Origin of the sequence: Dyadobacter sp., assembly GCF_039919315.1 — a bacterium.
In the GTDB taxonomy this organism is placed as follows: domain Bacteria; phylum Bacteroidota; class Bacteroidia; order Cytophagales; family Spirosomataceae; genus Dyadobacter.
Genome location: NZ_JBDSFX010000026.1, coordinates 1 through 17212, shown reverse-complemented (window position 1 = coordinate 17212; position 17212 = coordinate 1). Strand labels below are relative to the sequence as shown.

General features: G+C 44.8%; 17 protein-coding genes. 12 read left to right on the top strand and 5 right to left on the bottom strand.

Annotated elements, in window-relative coordinates:
* Window positions 1-126: 126 nt before the first annotated feature.
* From ABIO93_RS07640 to ABIO93_RS07615, 6 genes are all read left to right on the top strand, one after another.
* Complete coding sequence (locus ABIO93_RS07640; protein WP_348066152.1) at window positions 127-936, top strand: 3'-5' exonuclease; 810 nt, start codon at window positions 127-129, stop codon at window positions 934-936.
* A 104-nt stretch (window positions 937-1040) separates the two neighbouring features.
* Complete coding sequence (nuoK, locus tag ABIO93_RS07635; RefSeq protein WP_348066150.1) at window positions 1041-1394, top strand: NADH-quinone oxidoreductase subunit NuoK; 354 nt, start codon at window positions 1041-1043, stop codon at window positions 1392-1394.
* Window positions 1395-1457: 63 nt separating this feature from the next.
* Complete coding sequence (nuoL, locus tag ABIO93_RS07630; protein WP_348066148.1) at window positions 1458-3374, top strand: NADH-quinone oxidoreductase subunit L; 1917 nt, start codon at window positions 1458-1460, stop codon at window positions 3372-3374.
* Between the two features lie 56 nt (window positions 3375-3430).
* On the top strand, window positions 3431-4879 hold the full coding sequence (locus ABIO93_RS07625; RefSeq protein WP_348066146.1) for an NADH-quinone oxidoreductase subunit M: 1449 nt from the start codon (window positions 3431-3433) through the stop codon (window positions 4877-4879).
* Window positions 4880-4887: 8 nt separating this feature from the next.
* Window positions 4888-6285, top strand: coding sequence for an NADH-quinone oxidoreductase subunit N (locus tag ABIO93_RS07620; protein WP_348066144.1), 1398 nt, complete (start codon window positions 4888-4890; stop codon window positions 6283-6285).
* Between the two features lie 114 nt (window positions 6286-6399).
* The gene (locus ABIO93_RS07615; protein WP_348066142.1) at window positions 6400-7560 is read left to right on the top strand and encodes a polysaccharide biosynthesis protein; all 1161 of its coding nucleotides are present in this window, start codon (window positions 6400-6402) and stop codon (window positions 7558-7560) included.
* Window positions 7561-7564: 4 nt separating this feature from the next.
* Here ABIO93_RS07615 and ABIO93_RS07610 read toward each other — a convergent pair whose 3' ends face one another.
* A complete protein-coding gene (locus tag ABIO93_RS07610) occupies window positions 7565-8473 on the bottom strand; it encodes an alpha/beta hydrolase (protein ID WP_348066140.1) in 909 nt (302 codons plus the stop codon).
* Window positions 8474-8814: 341 nt separating this feature from the next.
* Between ABIO93_RS07610 and ABIO93_RS07605 the strand changes: the two genes are divergently transcribed.
* From ABIO93_RS07605 to ABIO93_RS07585, 5 genes are all read left to right on the top strand, one after another.
* Window positions 8815-9588 carry an alpha/beta hydrolase gene (locus ABIO93_RS07605; RefSeq protein WP_348066138.1) on the top strand — a complete coding sequence of 258 codons (774 nt, stop codon included), beginning with the start codon at window positions 8815-8817 and terminating at the stop codon, window positions 9586-9588.
* Between the two features lie 90 nt (window positions 9589-9678).
* Complete coding sequence (locus tag ABIO93_RS07600; protein ID WP_348066136.1) at window positions 9679-10350, top strand: CBS domain-containing protein; 672 nt, start codon at window positions 9679-9681, stop codon at window positions 10348-10350.
* A gap of 91 nt (window positions 10351-10441) precedes the next feature.
* Window positions 10442-11317 (top strand): NAD kinase, encoded by an 876-nt coding sequence (locus tag ABIO93_RS07595; protein ID WP_348066134.1) that lies wholly within the window; start codon window positions 10442-10444, stop codon window positions 11315-11317.
* A gap of 18 nt (window positions 11318-11335) precedes the next feature.
* Entirely contained in the window at window positions 11336-12346 is a 1011-nt protein-coding gene (locus ABIO93_RS07590) for a dipeptide epimerase (RefSeq protein WP_348066133.1), read from the top strand.
* 20 nt (window positions 12347-12366) lie between these two features.
* Window positions 12367-13458, top strand: a complete 1092-nt coding sequence (locus ABIO93_RS07585; protein ID WP_348066131.1) for an aminotransferase class I/II-fold pyridoxal phosphate-dependent enzyme — start codon at window positions 12367-12369, stop codon at window positions 13456-13458.
* Between the two features lie 11 nt (window positions 13459-13469).
* On the opposite strand, the gene ABIO93_RS07580 is transcribed toward ABIO93_RS07585, so the two are convergent.
* The 3 genes from ABIO93_RS07580 to pdhA form a co-directional block, all read right to left on the bottom strand.
* Window positions 13470-13658 (bottom strand): hypothetical protein, encoded by a 189-nt coding sequence (locus tag ABIO93_RS07580; protein WP_348066129.1) that lies wholly within the window; start codon window positions 13656-13658, stop codon window positions 13470-13472.
* Between the two features lie 13 nt (window positions 13659-13671).
* Window positions 13672-14544, bottom strand: coding sequence for a twin-arginine translocase subunit TatC (gene tatC / locus ABIO93_RS07575; protein ID WP_348066127.1), 873 nt, complete (start codon window positions 14542-14544; stop codon window positions 13672-13674).
* 136 nt (window positions 14545-14680) lie between these two features.
* Window positions 14681-15712 (bottom strand): pyruvate dehydrogenase (acetyl-transferring) E1 component subunit alpha, encoded by a 1032-nt coding sequence (gene pdhA / locus ABIO93_RS07570; protein WP_348066125.1) that lies wholly within the window; start codon window positions 15710-15712, stop codon window positions 14681-14683.
* Window positions 15713-15840: 128 nt separating this feature from the next.
* On the opposite strand from pdhA, the gene recF reads away from it, so the two are divergent.
* Window positions 15841-16944, top strand: coding sequence for a DNA replication and repair protein RecF (gene recF / locus ABIO93_RS07565; protein WP_348066123.1), 1104 nt, complete (start codon window positions 15841-15843; stop codon window positions 16942-16944).
* On the opposite strand, the gene ABIO93_RS07560 is transcribed toward recF, so the two are convergent.
* A partial coding sequence (locus tag ABIO93_RS07560) for a type II toxin-antitoxin system RelE/ParE family toxin (RefSeq protein ID WP_348066121.1) occupies window positions 16941-17212 on the bottom strand: 272 nt, incomplete at its 5' end. The genes recF and ABIO93_RS07560 overlap by 4 nt on opposite strands.

Below are 17212 nucleotides of genomic sequence, written 5' to 3'. Positions count from 1 at the left end.
ACCTTCGAACTAGGCCGATCCCTACCTTTTAACCTTTTTATAATCTATATAAACTAATCTCTTTCTTGCGCTGTCCTACGTTTCAACGTAACTTCGCGGCGCTTAAATCAAATTAAGAGTAGCCTTATGCATACCCTCCGTCTCAAAAAGCCGATTGCTTTTTTTGATCTCGAAACCACAGGAGTCAATATCGTCCGTGACCGCATTGTAGAGATTTCGGTCGTGAAGGCCTTACTCAACGGGGAAACGGAAATACGGACCAGGAAGATCAATCCCGAAATGCCTATCCCACTGGAAAGCAGTCTGATACACGGTATTTATGATGAGGATGTAAAGAATGCGCCTACTTTTAAAGGCATCGCCAAAAACCTTTCATCATTTCTCGAAGGATGCGACCTGGCCGGATTCAACAGCAATCGATTCGACATACCAATGCTGGTCGAAGAGTTTCTTCGCGCTGGTGTTGATTTTGATGTAAAAAATCGTAAAACCGTTGACGCACAGCGCATTTACCACATGATGGAACCGCGCAACCTTTCTGCTGCATACAAATTTTACTGCGGAAAAACCCTCACCAATGCCCACAGTGCCGAGGCAGATACTATTGCTACATTCGAAGTACTTCAAGGGCAGATCGCTCGCTACGAAGGCATGAAAGTGACTGACGCCCATGGCGTTGAAACGGAGCCCATCAAGAATGATATGGCTGCATTGCATGAACTCACTGCCTCTAAAATGATTGATTTCGCTGGTCGTATGGCCTATAATGATAAAGGGGAAGAGGTTTTCAATTTTGGGAAACACAATGGTAAACGCGTGGCCGATGTCCTGAAAAATGAGCCTTCGTTCTTCGACTGGATCATGAAAGGCGAGTTTCCGCTGGATACCAAAAGGAAACTGACGGAGATTAAATTGAGAGCATTAACCCAGCGTTGACATAATCCTTCTCAACAGGTTTGAGTAAGTAGTATTTATGTCTATTTTTGCCGGAAATCTATTTTTGACTATTTTAACCGAATATCCAACCAGGTAAACCTGCTATGATTCCAAACCCTAATGTTCCAGAGGTTAATATACCAGCGGTTATTCAAAATATTCCTCTTCAAAGTTATCTAATTCTCAGCACCTTACTTTTTGCGATCGGTATTATCGGAGTGCTTACGCGCCGGAATGCGATCGTTATCTTTATGTCTGTCGAATTGATGCTGAATGCTTCCAACCTGCTTCTGATAGCCTTTTCTTCATATAGATCAGATCCTTCCGGGCAGGTGTTTGTATTTTTTATCATGGCAGTTGCAGCTGCGGAAGTCGCCGTTGGCCTGGCCATTATTGTAATGATTTACCGTAATACGAGAAATACAGATATCGGTTTCCTTAACAAGCTGAAATGGTAAAGGCTTCGTGCCTGGCTGACACAACGGGTAGCTATTCAAGAGATTAAAGATTAAAAAATTAACATGTCTGCATCATTACTCATTCTGATTCCGCTGTTACCATTACTTGGTTTCCTGATCAACGGACTCGGATTTCCCAATATTCCAAAAGGAGCCGCCGGAATTATCGGAACACTGGCCGTTGTGGCGAGTTTCGTTTTATCCGTCATGACTTTCAATGCATTTCTGGCATCCGGAAGTCAGCCACTGGTCGTTCCGCTTTTCGACTGGATCACCGTTGGCGCCCTGAACATTCCTTTTTCATTCCAGATTGATCAGCTTTCTCTTTTAATGCTGATGATCATTACCGGTGTGGGTTCGCTGATCCACATTTATTCCATTGGCTACATGCATCATGATGCCGGTTTTGGGAAGTTCTTCGCTTACCTGAACCTGTTTTTGTTTTTCATGCTCGTGCTGGTGCTGGGTTCCAATTATGTGATCATGTTCATCGGCTGGGAAGGTGTGGGACTGTGCTCTTACCTGCTCATCGGTTTTTGGAATAAAAATACAAACTACAACAATGCTGCCCGCAAGGCATTCATTATGAACCGTGTAGGTGACCTTGGCTTTCTGCTGGGTATCTTCACGATCATCGCCACATTCGGTTCGGTAGAGTATTCAGAGGTATTCAGTAAAGCGACCAGTTTCCCGATCGGCGATCCTGCGATCATTGCCATTACATTGTTTCTGTTTATCGGGGCCATGGGTAAGTCAGCGCAAATACCGTTATACACCTGGTTACCTGATGCAATGGCTGGTCCGACACCGGTTTCAGCATTGATCCACGCCGCTACAATGGTTACGGCCGGTATTTATATGGTGATCCGTTCCAATGTCTTGTACTCGCTTGCTCCTTCTACGTTAGAGATCGTGGGTATTATCGGTGCCGCCACTGCGTTGTTCGCTGCATCCATTGGTCTTTTACAAAATGATATCAAGAAAGTACTGGCCTACTCTACGGTGAGTCAGCTAGGTTATATGTTTATGGGCTTGGGCGCGATGGCATATTCAGCCTCGATGTTTCACGTCATTACCCACGCATTCTTCAAAGCATTATTATTCCTCGCGGCCGGTAGCGTCATTCACGCGATGTCCGACGAGCAGGATATCAGGTCTATGGGCGGATTAAGAAAAAAACTACCCGTTACCTTTATTACATTCCTGATTGCAACCGTTGCCATTTCAGGTATCCCGCCATTCGCAGGGTTTTTCTCCAAAGATGAAATCCTTGCGCATGTGTTTGAGCACAACAAATTACTTTGGGTAATTGGTGTGCTGGGTTCTCTGATGACCTCTTTCTATATGTTCCGCTTACTTTTCCTTACATTCTTTGGAACATTCCGCGGTACGCATGAGCAGGAGCATCATTTGCACGAGTCACCTGCATCCATGACGATCCCATTGATCATTCTCGCTGTACTTTCGGCTGTGGGTGGATTCATCGGTGTTCCGGAAGCGTTGCACGGCACGCATCACCTGGCCGAATTCATGAGCCCGCTTTACGATGCAGCCCGCCAGGTTAATCCGATAGCATTTGAGCCAACTACCCTTTCTCATTCAGAAGAATATCTTTTAATGGGCGTTTCTGTTGCAGTAGCATTGGTGTCCGCCATTGTTGCTTATGTGATGTATGTTCAAAAAGCATCCGTACCTGCGCCTGATACGACTGAAAAATCGTCTCTTCAAAAATTGGTTTACAACAAATACTATGTGGATGAGCTTTACGATTCGGTTTTTGTGAAGTCGTCGAAAACTTTATCCAATGTTCTGTACAGTTTCGGAGAATTTTTTATTGATCTGTTTGTCAATGCTGCCGTCAGGATTATCAGTTCGCTGGCGAAGCTTTTGAAAAAAACACAAACAGGTTCAACGGGAGACTACGTTTTTGCCATGGTTTTAGGCATTGTGGTCATTTTGTTCTGGAAACTTTTACTTTGATCAGTACTTATCAAAAAATCCGTTCACCATTTGTTGCTGACCGTTGACTTGAAAATATGCTTACTCTTCTTTTAATACTTTTACCGATAGCAGCAGGTGTTATCACCCTTTTGTCCGGTGACCGCCTGGCAAAGCAGGTAGCGTTATTGGGCGGCCTGGTTTCGCTCGGCTTAGCTGTCACCGCCTGGATGCAATTCGATCCTGCGGCAGGTAGTCAGTTTGGTTTCAAATACGCCTGGGTTGCTTCGGGTGGCATATCATTTGCTGCCGGTATCGACGGAATTAGCATGGTACTGGTGCTCCTCACCACATTCCTGACACCCCTGATCATTCTCTCCGCGTTCAAGCACGAGTACAAGAATTCGGCCACGTTTTATTCGCTCATTCTTTTCATGGAATCCGCGTTAATCGGTGTTTTTACTGCAACTGACGCTTTTCTTTTCTATCTTTTCTTCGAGGCAGCATTGATCCCCGTGTACTTTCTCGCGGCAGTCTGGGGTGGAGAAAATCGTCTGAAAGTCACATTGAAATTCTTCATTTACACCATCTTCGGTAGCTTATTCATGATGGTGGCGCTGGTTTATTTGTATTACCAAACACCTGGAACGCATTCCTCCGAAATCACGGCATTCTATCAGCTTCAATTAAGCCCGCTGGTTGAGGGATTTATTTTCTGGGCATTCTTCATCGCATTCGCGATCAAAATGCCTCTCTTCCCTTTTCATACCTGGCAGCCTGATACTTACACGGAATCACCCACACCCGCCACGATGCTTTTATCCGGTATCATGCTGAAAATGGGGGTTTATGGTCTGATCCGCTTCTTGCTACCCATCGTTCCGGAAGGAATGGAAACATGGGGAATGATGGCGATGGTCCTGTCCGTGATCGGAATCATTTACGGCTCCATTATCGCAATTCAGCAAAGCGATATGAAGCGCCTGATCGCCTACTCGTCATTTGCACACGTTGGACTGATGGCCGCGGGTGTATTTTCTTCTTCATTGAATGGCTTACAAGGAGCATTGATCCAAATGCTTGCTCATGGTATCAATGTGATCGGGCTGTTCTTTATCATTGACATCATTTATTCCAGAACTAAAACCCGGTACCTGGATCAGTTGGGCGGGATCAGCCAGTCTACACCACATTTGAGTGTGTACTTTATGATATTGTTACTCGGAAGCGTTGCATTGCCTTTAACGAATGGTTTTGTAGGTGAATTCCTGCTGCTTTCCAGCGTATTCAATTATGACGGCTGGCTGGGTGCTGTTGCCGGATTGACCATCATCCTGGGCTCTGTTTATATGCTCCGCCTGTTCCAGAAATCAATGTTTGGGCCGAAGTCCAAATGGGTTGAAGGCTTTCAGGACCTTACCGCCAGCGAGCGGGCCGTGCTATTACCGCTGATCATCATGGTTTTTTGGATTGGTATTTACCCAAGCACATTTTTGAAATTAACCGAACCTGCTGTAAGCCAACTTTTGCAACTGGTAAATAACTAAGTAAGAATATGTATCCCATTATATTGTTGTCAGTTCTTGGAGTCGTTACGCTTTTCCTCGGCTTCTCGAAATCTAAAAACATCCTGCTTCCTGCAACCCTCCTTTTTCTGATCATTGCCCTGGTTAGCAATTTTCTGGAATGGAACAAAGGTCCGTTGCTGTACTTCTATGACATGTTGCGGGTCGACAACGTTACTTTGGCTTTCAACGGGATCATATTACTTTCTGCTTTCATGATCGTCGCTATTTCCGGTGGATTTCAGGACAATGCTGATTCTGAGCCTGCGGAGTATTATGGTTTGATGCTTTTTTCATTGGTGGGAGCCATTATGATGGTCAGTTTCGAGCATTTGATCATGCTCTTTATCGGGGTTGAAATCCTTTCTGTTGCCATGTACATTCTCACGGGTAGCAATAAGCGAAACTTACGCTCCAACGAAGCTGCCCTGAAATATTTCTTGATGGGCGCATTTGCCACAGGCTTTATGCTCTTCGGGATGGCGCTGCTTTATGGCGCAACCGGTTCATTCAAATTGGCGCAAATCCAGGGATTTGCTTCCAATATTCCAGCTGGTACCCAGTCATACATTCTATACGCCGGACTGCTATTATTGCTGATCGGAATGCTTTTCAAGGTTTCCGCAGCTCCTTTCCATTTCTGGACGCCCGATGTATATGAAGGTGCGCCTACCATTTTTACGACATTCATGTCGACCGTTGTAAAAACCGCCGGATTTGCTGCGTTATTCAGATTACTTAGTACCTCTTTCACCGGCATTTATGGCTTCTGGTGGATCGTCATCGCGGTAATAGCAGTGCTTACGCTGCTGGTCGGAAACATTGGTGCCACCAGCCAAAACAGCTTCAAGAGAATGCTGGCCTATTCCGGTATCTCTCATGCGGGTTACCTGCTCATCGCATTAACCGCCATGACAAAGCCTTCTCAGAACGCCATTATATTTTACTCGCTGGCCTATTCCCTGTCAACCATCTCTGCATTCGGAGTTTTGATGTTGGTTTCAAAAGAAAAAACAATCGAAGGACAGCCCAATGAACGTTATGAAGCATTCAATGGTCTTGCCAAGCAAAACCCTTTGCTTGCTTTCGTACTGACGGTTTCTATGCTGTCACTGGCCGGTATACCTCTAACAGCCGGATTCTGGGGTAAGTTTTTCATCTTTACCAGCGCCGCAGAAAGAGGGATTATCTGGATTGCGGTGATTGCGGTGCTTATGTCAACTGTCGGTATCTATTATTACTTCCGTGTCATCATTTCATCTTATTTGAAAGAGGGAGACCTGGTCAAAATCAGGGTGGCACCTTTTTATCAGGTCATCCTGGTACTCGCCACATTCCTTACTATCCTGTTTGGACTCGCGCCAGGCATTTTTGAAGGATTGATGTAAAAATATTCTTGATCGATTTGTAAAAAGAGCTGTACGATTACAGCTTTTTTTGTGACCTCTTCTTAAAACCTACGTATAAAATATAATCCTCCTATCCCAGGAATTACATTTTATATGCAGTCACATCAAAACAAGACCGTTTCAGTTCAAAGCATAACGCCGTTCAATCTCGAAGACCTTCTCGGACGGGACCCGATTGTCATTGATCAGGCTAATATTAGCAACCAGCTTCTTCACAAAATCATCCTGATTACCGGTGCGGCAGGATCCATTGGCAGTGAGCTCGCCACGCAGATTGCTTCCTACAATCCCGATAAATTGTTTTTGCTAGATCAGTCAGAAACGCATCTTCATGAACTGGACCTCTATCTTAAAGCAAGTTTCCCGTATCTTGAAATACATTCATTTGTGGCCAATGTCACCGATGCGATCCGTATGAACGAAATCATATCCTCCGCGCAGCCTGAGATCATTTTCCACGCAGCGGCTTACAAGCACGTTCCTATCATGGAAAAGCATCCTTATGAGGCCATTAAAACCAATGTACTGGGAACTCAGATACTGGCAGACCTGGCGCTTGCCTATCGCGTTGGCACATTCATACTCATTTCCACGGATAAGGCCGTGAAGCCAGCGAGCGTGATGGGCGCTACCAAACGAATGGCGGAAATCTACCTGCAATATCTAGGGTCCAGGCGGTCGGGAAACACCCGATTTATCATTACCCGATTCGGCAATGTGCTTGGTTCAAATGGTTCATTTATTCCCATTTTTAAGAAGCAAATCGCTGCCGGTGGCCCCATTACGGTCACTCACCCGGACGTAACGCGTTACATTATGACCGTGTCGGAAGCGTGTCAGCTTGTTTTGGAAGCAGGAGCTGTCGGCAAAAATGGGCAGATACTATTCTTCGATATGGGTAACCCTGTGCGGATTGTAGACATCGCGAATAGAATGATTGATTTGTCCGGTTTACAGCCTGAAAAGGACATTCGCATTGAATACACCGGTATGCGGCCGGGTGAAAAACTTTACGAAGAATTGTTGTGTGTAGAAGGTTGTACCACTACCGATCACCCAAAAATCAGAATCGCGAGCGTGGCCCCTATTTCGTTCATCCATGTAGAAAAGATGAAAACGCTGCTGACGGAAGTGCTTCAATCGGGGCAAACTGATCAAATGGTAGCTCTCTTGAAACTCATGATCCCGGAGTACATCAGTGACAATTCAGACTTCCAAAAGCTCGACAAAAAGGGAGTATCGAATGCGAAGTAATTGATTACTGGGATAAAAGACCATTGATCTGCATCCAATGACGGCACCTTCCAAACCATTCCTCAAATGCAGGGACTTTCAGATAACCGTGTTCCCCTTTGGAATAAATATGCAGGTCCGACGGAATTCCTTTTGCATTGAGGGCTTCGTAAAATTTGATGCTGTTCGAAACCGGTACCACGGTATCATCGCCGGCATGTGTCAAAAAAGCGGGTGGAGTTGTCTTGCTAACCTGCAATTCGTTGGAAAAATACTTTGCCTTTTCAATACCCGGAGCAGCGCCTAGTAAGTTGGAAGCAGATCCTTTGTGCCCGATTTTATCCAGCAAACTGATCACAGGATAAACCAGTATCATAAAGTCGGGACGAAGGCTTGTCTTCTTTGGATTGTCGATAAATGTACTGTCATAATGAGTCCCGGCCGTAGCAGCCAAATGTCCGCCAGCCGAAAAGCCCATGATCCCGATTTTTTGAGGATCAATTTTCCAATCTGCGGCCCCCTCCCGCACTGTTCTGATGGCCTGCTGCGCATCCTGCAACGGGCCAATCGATTTATCCTGCATGGTTTCCTCACTGGGCAGCCGGTATTTCAACACAAATGCCGCAATACCGGCCTTGTTCAGCGCCTTGGCAACTTGGTACCCTTCACGGTCCATCACCAGCACCCCGTAACCTCCCCCGGGACATACAATCACGGCGGTACCGTTCGCTGCCCCTGCCTCCGGTAAAAAAATACTTAAAGTAGGTTTCGATACATTTCGGGCAACGTTGTCCTTATTGGTTTCCTGATCCTTCGCCGACAGCGCGTTGGGAATTTGATCCGGGTAGAGAGCGATGGTAGTCTGTGCGTAGGGCGAAATCCAAATACTTGGTAAAACGACGAACAAAAGTGTCAGAAGCTTGGTGATAGACATAATTTTCAATTAACCGGGAGTTAATTAAAGGTGGATTTAATATTTTTCTAATCTTTTTAAAGATAAATTCTAGTTAAATTTCGGATATAAGGATTGCAATTCCCGAAGAACGAAATTGCACCATTCTATGTTAACCGACTAATTCTTTTAATAATAATATAATATTTACAAGAAAATCAAATGCGGTTTGTTACTTTACAACGTAAATGCATTAAAAAAATAGCTAGTTTTGTAATGTATCCAAATCATGCATTAGTTTCTTCGATACGTTATAAACAGCCTGAGTGAACTCTTTTTGAGTTTTACAGCTTGATAAACCATTATAATCCACAAAAAAGAGAATGAAATATCCAGTTCATGCAGAAGACAGGTTTCAGTTTATCGACGAAGGAAAAGGCGAAACATTACTGCTTTTGCATGGCCTTTTCGGTGCATTGAGTAACTGGGATGGCATTATCGATCATTTTTCAGACCGCTACCGGGTTATCATTCCTTTGCTGCCCATTTACGAGCTGCCCCCACGCGAGGCAGGTCTTGAAGCGCTTCTCGCATTTCTGGAAGATTTCGTTGCCTTTAAAAACCTCACCAACGTTACCGTAATCGGAAACTCGCTGGGTGGCCATATCGGGTTGTTATATACATTAAAAAACCAGGATAATGTTCACAAACTGGTTTTGACAGGTAGTTCAGGTCTTTTTGAAAATTCAATGGGCGGCTCTTTTCCAAAGAGAGGAAGCTATGATTATATCAAGGAGCGCGTTGCTTATACATTTTACGATCCGGAGGTTGCTACCAAAGACCTCATTGACGAGGTTTTCGAAACCACATCCAGCATTCCCAAGTGCATGAGCATTGTTGGTATTGCCAAGTCGGCCCAGCGCCATAATCTGGCCAAAGACCTCCACGATATCCACGTTCCTACTTTGCTGGTATGGGGCCTGAACGACACCATTACGCCACCACACGTAGGGTATGAGTTCAACCGTCTCATTGCAGGTTCAGAATTGTACTTTATTGATAAATGCTGCCATGCTCCCATGATGGAACATCCACATGAATTCAATATTATTCTGGAAAGTTTTTTACAAAAACACATTTCCGTTCCGATTGCCTGATGAATGCGATTGGCTGAAAAATTTCTTTTGCTTCGAAAGTTGATAGATATATAGTTTTTTTATAGATTCGAAAAATGACCTTCTGAAAATATGCTCGCTGCTTCTCTCATTAATCCCATGATTCCCGTTCTCAAACCGAGTGATTCGGTGGGCACGGCATTGGATTGGATGGACGAATTCGGCGTGAAGCAGTTAATTGTGGCGGATAATGGGTTATATCAGGGAATCGTTTCACAAGACATTCTTTTCGATATAACGGACAGTACCGAGGCGCTCGCCAGACTGATCATTCAGCACAAAGACATTTTTGCGGCAGAAGATCAACATCCATATGAGCTGCTCCGGATCGTGAACCAGTTCGGCTTGCAGATTATTCCAGTCCTGCATGACGACAGGAGCTTCGCTGGAAGCATACTGGTCAATGAGCTTGTGGAACATTTTGTCAACGATCTCGGCGTTCAGGAAAAAGGCGCAGTAATTGTACTTAAAATAGCTGAGCGAAGTTATTCCCTATCAGAAATCAGCCGTTTGGTCGAATCGAATGGCACCAAGATTTTAAGCAGCTACTATTCATCCGGTGAAAGCTACGATCCGCTGAATGAGGCTAAGCTTACTTTAAAACTCAACCGCACCCATATTACCCCGATCATTGCAACGCTTGAACGCTTCGGTTATGAAGTGGAAGAAGCCCATGCCAATGATCCGATCGAAAGTGTGGACCAGGAGCGCCTGGACATGCTTTTGCGATACCTTGCCACCTAGTTTCTTCTTGCTTCTAATAATTCTTCTCTTTTGAATCGGGACATTTGTCGCGTATATTTCGGGAGAAACAAGATGATTTACTTTTTCTTTCATGAAAATAGCAATTCACGGACGTAACTTTAATGAGTCCGCCCGCCCGTTCATTGAAAATATGTTCAACGAACTGTCCCGTCGTAAAGTTGAAGTCCAGCTTTCCAGGCCCTTCCGTATTTTTTTGGACCAAACCGGAATTGCGCATTTTTCTCAACTTGTTTATGACAAACCCGAAGAGCTTTTTGACGCACGCCTGGTTGTGAGCATGGGAGGCGACGGTACATTGCTTGAAACCATCACACACGTTGGAAAACGGCAGATTCCCGCTATCGGTATCAATGTAGGCCGGTTAGGTTTCTTAGCGACAGTATCGCCCGAAAGGATCGCCGATATGATAGCCGCATTAGAAACCAGCCAATTCCGGATAGATGATCGAACATTAGTCGCCGTCGATTCCAACATTGATCTGTTTGACGGACTGAATTTTGGCTTGAACGATTTCACTATCACTAAAACCGATACTTCGTCCATGATCACCGTACATACCTACCTGAATGGCGAGTTTCTAAATTCCTATTGGGCAGATGGACTGATCGTTTCCACCCCGACTGGCTCTACCGGCTATTCGTTGAGCTGTGGCGGGCCAGTACTTGTTCCGCATTCGCAAAATTTCATCATCACCCCCATCAGTCCGCATAACCTGAACGTGCGGCCTCTGGTGGTAGAGGACACCGCGGTGATCAAGTTGGAAGTAAAAAGCCGTAGCAATAATTTCTTGGTTTCTCTCGACGCCCGATCCAGGGTAGTAGACGAAAACACGCAATTGACTATCAGAAAAGCAGATTTTACGGCCAAGTTGATCAAAATGCTGGACGATAGTTTTCTAAATACCCTCAGAAGCAAGTTGTCCTGGGGACTTGACATGCGCAATTGATCAACACACATTTATACTATGCAGCTGATATTTCACACGTTTGACCTCCATCTAAAACATACCTTCACGATCGCCCACGACTCGCGTGATGTTCAACCTACGTTGATCGTTGAGCTACGGGACGCACAACTGAGTGGCCTGGGCGAGGCGACATCGAATCCATATTACGGTATTACCATTGAAAATATGATCTCTGCTCTTGATGGCGTGAGAAATATGGTCGAGGGTAAAGCATACCAATCTGCGGAAGAACTCTGGGCGCTGGTCAATCCACTTTTAAAAGACAATTCCTTTGCACAATGTGCGCTCGATGAAGCAGCGCAGGATTACTTTGCTAAAAAGAAACATCAGAAGCTATATCAAAGCTGGGGATTATCGGCGGACCATTTGCCTATGACCAATTTCACGATTGGAATTGACACTGTGGAAAAAATGGTTTCCAAGATGCAAGAGCTCCCCTGGCCCATCTATAAGATCAAATTAGGCACCAACGAAGATCTTCGTATAGTGCAGGAGTTGCGCAAGCATACCGACGCTATTTTCCGTGTGGATGCCAATTGCGCCTGGACTGCCGAGCAGACCATCGAACTGTCTCCAAAGCTGAAAAAACTAGGTGTCGAATTCATTGAACAGCCACTGGCTGCTGACGATATTGAAGGAATGAAAAAGGTATTCGCAGCCAGCCAATTGCCCATTATCGCCGATGAAAGTTGCATACTTGAAAACGATGTAAAGAAATGTCACGGATTGTTCCATGGCGTTAATATCAAGCTCACCAAATGTGGCGGACCTACCGCAGCTTTGAGAATGATTTCCGAGGCTAAAAGTCTTGGAATGAAAACGATGGTAGGGTGCATGACTGAATCCAGTGTAGGCATTTCGGCCATCGCACACCTGCTTCCATTGCTGGATTATGTCGATATGGACGGCTCACTCCTCATCAGCAATGACCCGGCTACTGGTGTCACATTTGATTTTGGAAAAGTGATTTATGCTGATTCGAATGGCACCGGTGCGATTTTAAAATAAAATCCTATTATCAAAATCCAGTGGCCGTTTTTCAAACCAATACGCTTCCGGGAAGGACTGTTCTGACAACCGATGGAACCGAATACCTCTGGTTTAGTGGTACGGATTATCTCGGAATGGGTCACAACGAAGAATTTCGTAGCTGCCTTTTGGAAGGTATTAACTTGTATGGTACGCACTTTGGTAGTTCGAGAAATAACAGCTTGCGATTGGGCGTATTTGAGGAAGTAGAAACGCTATTTGCACGGTTTGTTCAGGGAGATTCTGCACTTTTGATTTCGTCGGGTATGCTGGCCGGCCAGCTTGTTATGAAGGAAATTGAGAATGTGCTCAAAGAAACCGGGGAATATTCAAATGTAATCTATCATTATGCTCCGCGTGTACATCCGGCGATCTGGGGGAAAAACTATACTTCAAATGAGACTCCCTGGAACAGCTGGGCGGCCAGCATTGTAACTTCGATCAATGATGATTCCAAAGACTCCGTGCACATTATTTGTACGGATGCCACGGGCTCTCCTATGGTGGAGGAATATGACCTTTCGATATTTAATCTGCTTCACAATGTGGGAAACGTCTGGTTAATAGTGGACGAATCACATTCATTGGGCGTGTCGGGACCGAATGGAGATGGTGCAGGAGATAAACTTCATGCAACATTGAGAGAGAAAACCATCTTTCTATCCTCCCTCAACAAAGCACTTGGCATTCCTGGTGGGGCGATCTGGGGAAGCGAACATATAACCGCATTGCTACGCAAGTCACCCTGGTTTGCCGGCGCATCGCCCCCTACCCCTGCCTATGCATATACATTGAAAAAGTTACTGGAAACAAATGTCTATGGGTCTGCATTTTCAAAGCTATCAGCAAATATTGCCTACCTGAACAGTCAAATTCCGAATTCCGATCTCTTCGTTTCGCTACCAGGATATCCGGTCATGTGCAGTAAAAGCACGGCGCTTTTCGACCATTTGCTGAAAAATGGAATCATGGCATCGTGCTTCTCCTACCCGCTACCCACAGACGCACCGATAACCCGTCTTGCGATCAGCTCTATCCATCAAAAAGAAGACCTCAACCGATTGGCTGAGGTCTGTAACAGAAACATATAAGTTTCAAAAATCTATCTTACTATTTTAGATTCAGCCAGGAGCCGATCAAGATCTATCGGAACATCCTTAGCAATCCATTTCGTCGTGTCTTCGTCGACGAGGGTTTTAACATAAAAGACGTCAGTTAATCTGTCTTTTTTGGTAATATTCTCTCTTTTCTTTTCTTGCGACTCTTGTGCCGATGATACGGATTTTCCCAAAAGGCAGGGCCAATTAATTATTATCTCCGGTAGTCGCTAATCTTTTCTCCTCTCTCAATTTCTCTCTTTCAACTTTCCCTGCTACCATGATACTCAATTCATACAGCAGGAACAATGGAATGGCAACGATTACCTGACTGTAAATATCTGGTGATGGTGTAATGACCGCTGCTACGATCAGGATTACGATCATGGCATGTTTCCGATATTCACGCATAAATGCAGGCGTAAGCACACCGACTTTTGCAAGCACATAAACCACAATAGGAAGCTGAAACGCGATACCGCAAGCCAATGTCAACGTTGCCACCAGCGAAATGTAGGATGACAAACTGAATTCATTGATAATAGACGGATCGAGGGTAAAATTTGCCAGGAAGTTTATGGCCAAGGGGGTCACGATATAGTATCCAAAAAATACCCCTGAAAAAAACAGGAACGTAACATAAAAAACCGCTCCCTGCGCTGATTTGCGCTCCGAAGGTTTCAGGCCTGGCTTGATAAACCGCCATACTTCCCAAAACGCATATGGAAAAGCAAACACAAGTCCGGCAATGACCGCCGACGTCATACTCATTGTAAACTGATCGCCTACACCGATGGCCTGCAATTTAAAGTTCAACGCCTTGATACACAATTCATCGTAATTAACCTTATCAGCAAGTATGCACATCATCCGATACGTCCAGAAATCGGGCTGCGAAGGGGCTATAATGACATAATGATAGATTTCTTTAATGTAGATGAAAGCAAGAATGGCGAATACCAGAATCGAACCGCCTGCGCGGATCACATGCCATCTTAACTCTTCCAGATGCCCCAGAAACGACATCTCTTTGGCTTCGCTATCTTCTTCTTCGTTCTCAAATTCCTGATCCAAGGGCATATTATTAAATATTACTAAAACTCTATCTACGTGAAAAAGCAAAAACAGGATTGCTGTCTTTGAGGAAAAGCTGAAATTACTCAAAAAACCCGTCGAAGTAAGTCCGGCGGGTTTTTATAAAGTGTTTCTATTCAGATTAATCCATTACGAACGGATAATCGCTTTCAACATACACATCTGTGTAGGCTTCTTTCGCATCCGGGAACTCCGATTCCTCTGCAAACTGTACAGATTCTGCTACTGTCTCTTTAATCTTTTTATCAATGTTTTCCAGCTCTTCCTCCGTAGCCAGCTTATTATCCAAAATTACTGCACGGATTTGCTCGATCGGATCACGATGTTTGTATTCCTCTACTTCTTCCTTAGAACGGTACTTCTGAGGATCTGACATGGAATGTCCGCGATAACGATAGGTACGGAATTCAAGGAATGTCGGACCATCGCCTTTACGGGCACGTTCTGACGCTCTCTCAACTGCTTCGTGGATCGCTTCTACGCTCATTCCGTCAACAGGCTCAGATGGAATGTCGTAAGCTTCACCCAATGTGTAAAGTTCTGTTACATTGGAAGATCTTGCTACCGAAGTTCCCATCGCATAACCATTGTTTTCCACAACAAAAATAACCGGTAACTTCCAGCTCATTGCCATGTTCAACGCTTCGTGGAAAGCTCCCTGGCGAATAGCTCCGTCACCGAAATAGCAGATACAAAGGTTTCCGGTCTTGTTATACTTTTCGGCAAAAGCAATACCCGCTCCCAATGGGATCTGGGCTCCAACGATTCCGTGTCCACCTACAAAGCCTTTTTCTTTATCGAAAATGTGCATAGATCCACCTTTTCCTTTGGTAGTCCCTGTCTTTTTACCATAAAGTTCAGCCATGATCGCATTAGGAGAAGTTCCCAATGCAAGGGGAATGCCGTGGTCGCGGTAAGCGGTAATGTACTTGTCGCCCTCTTTCAGTGCCGTCACGGCACCGGAAGAGCAAGCCTCCTGACCGATGTACAAGTGACAAAAACCACGTATTTTCTGCTGGCCATAAAGCTGGCCCGCTTTTTCTTCAAAGCGACGTTGCAAAAGCATATTCTCGAACCAGAACAGGTAACGTTCCTTCGAATGCTGTAATTTTTTGGGGGCTGAAGATTTCTTTTTTTCCGTAACGGTGGCCATGTATTTGGTTCTCGTTTATAAAGACAGAACTTTGTCTTAAAGTTAGTGGTTTGAACAGAGTCTGTTTTTTGCCGTACTCACGCAAATGATTTGCGAAAATAAGCATAAACTAAATAACAAAGAAGTTCATGTGGCTAGAAAAGCTCCACCTTACATACTTTAAAAGCTATGAAGAGAAAGCCTTTACCTTTGGCGAACATGTAAATTGCCTTGTTGGGGAGAACGGAAGTGGCAAAACCAACCTCCTCGATGCGATATATTTCCTGACACTTACCAAAAGCGCCTTTCACAATCAGGATGCCCTGGGTATCCGGCACGCTAATGATTTCTTCGTTCTGGACGGTATTTTCAAAGATTCCGGACGCAATACGCAGATCACCTGCAGCTTCCAGCGGGGCCAGCGAAAAGTGTTTATGGCCGATAAAAAGAACTATGACCGGCTCAGCGACCATATTGGTCTGTTTCCCCTTGTTTTAATAGCCCCCGACGATACCGACCTGATCCGTGATGGCAGCGAAGAGCGGCGGAGGTTCTTCGACGGTGTGCTTGCGCAGGCAACACCTGGCTATCTTCTTGATTTTCTGCAATATAATAAGATACTGACCCAGCGCAACGGGCTGCTGAAACTGTTTTCCGAACGCAATTATCTGGATGAAGACCTGCTGGAAACTTACAATGAGCCTTTAATTATCCTTTCTCAAAGGATTTATAAGCACCGCAGTACGTTCATGGAGCGTTTTGTGCCGCTTTTTCACAAGTACTATCAATTTCTGAGCAGCGGGCACGAGCAAGTCGACGTTATTTATGAAAGCGAAGTAGCGAGTGAAGATTTCCCATCGGATTTCCGCAAGAACCGCAGTCGTGATCTGCACGCGCAGCGAACTGGTAAAGGCGTACACAAAGACGAATACATTTTCGAAATTGACGGGGTTACTTTGAAGAAATTCGGCTCGCAAGGTCAGCAGAAATCATTCTTGATTGCATTGAAACTGGCGCAGTTTGAGTTACTGAAAGAAGAAAAAGAAAAAACGCCTATTCTTTTGCTGGATGACATTTTTGATAAACTCGACGACCGCCGCATTCAAAAGCTCATTGAACTAATCGATACCGGTTTTCTCGGTCAAGTATTCATCACAGACGCCCGCCCCGAACGCTCCCAAAGAATTTTGGAACACGTGAAGGCTGATGTCAGGTTTTTTGAGATTGAAAAGATATTGAATACAAAGGATTAGCGACGCTTTCTTGCATCTATAATATTCAGAATTAGCACCATATTATCAAATACAGTGTAGTATAAGCTCTGTTGCCTGCCTAACACCAACTGACGAACCGAAGGTATTAGGTCGTGCTGTTTACCCACAAAAGGGAATCTTTCCAGGTTTTTCAAACTGGTTTCCAAATTATCTGTAAATTTTTCTGCACTTGATTCTCCCCAGGTATCGTAAATGTAAGATACCGTGTCAAGGTAATTATCCTTTGCCAGAGAAGTCCACTTTAGCT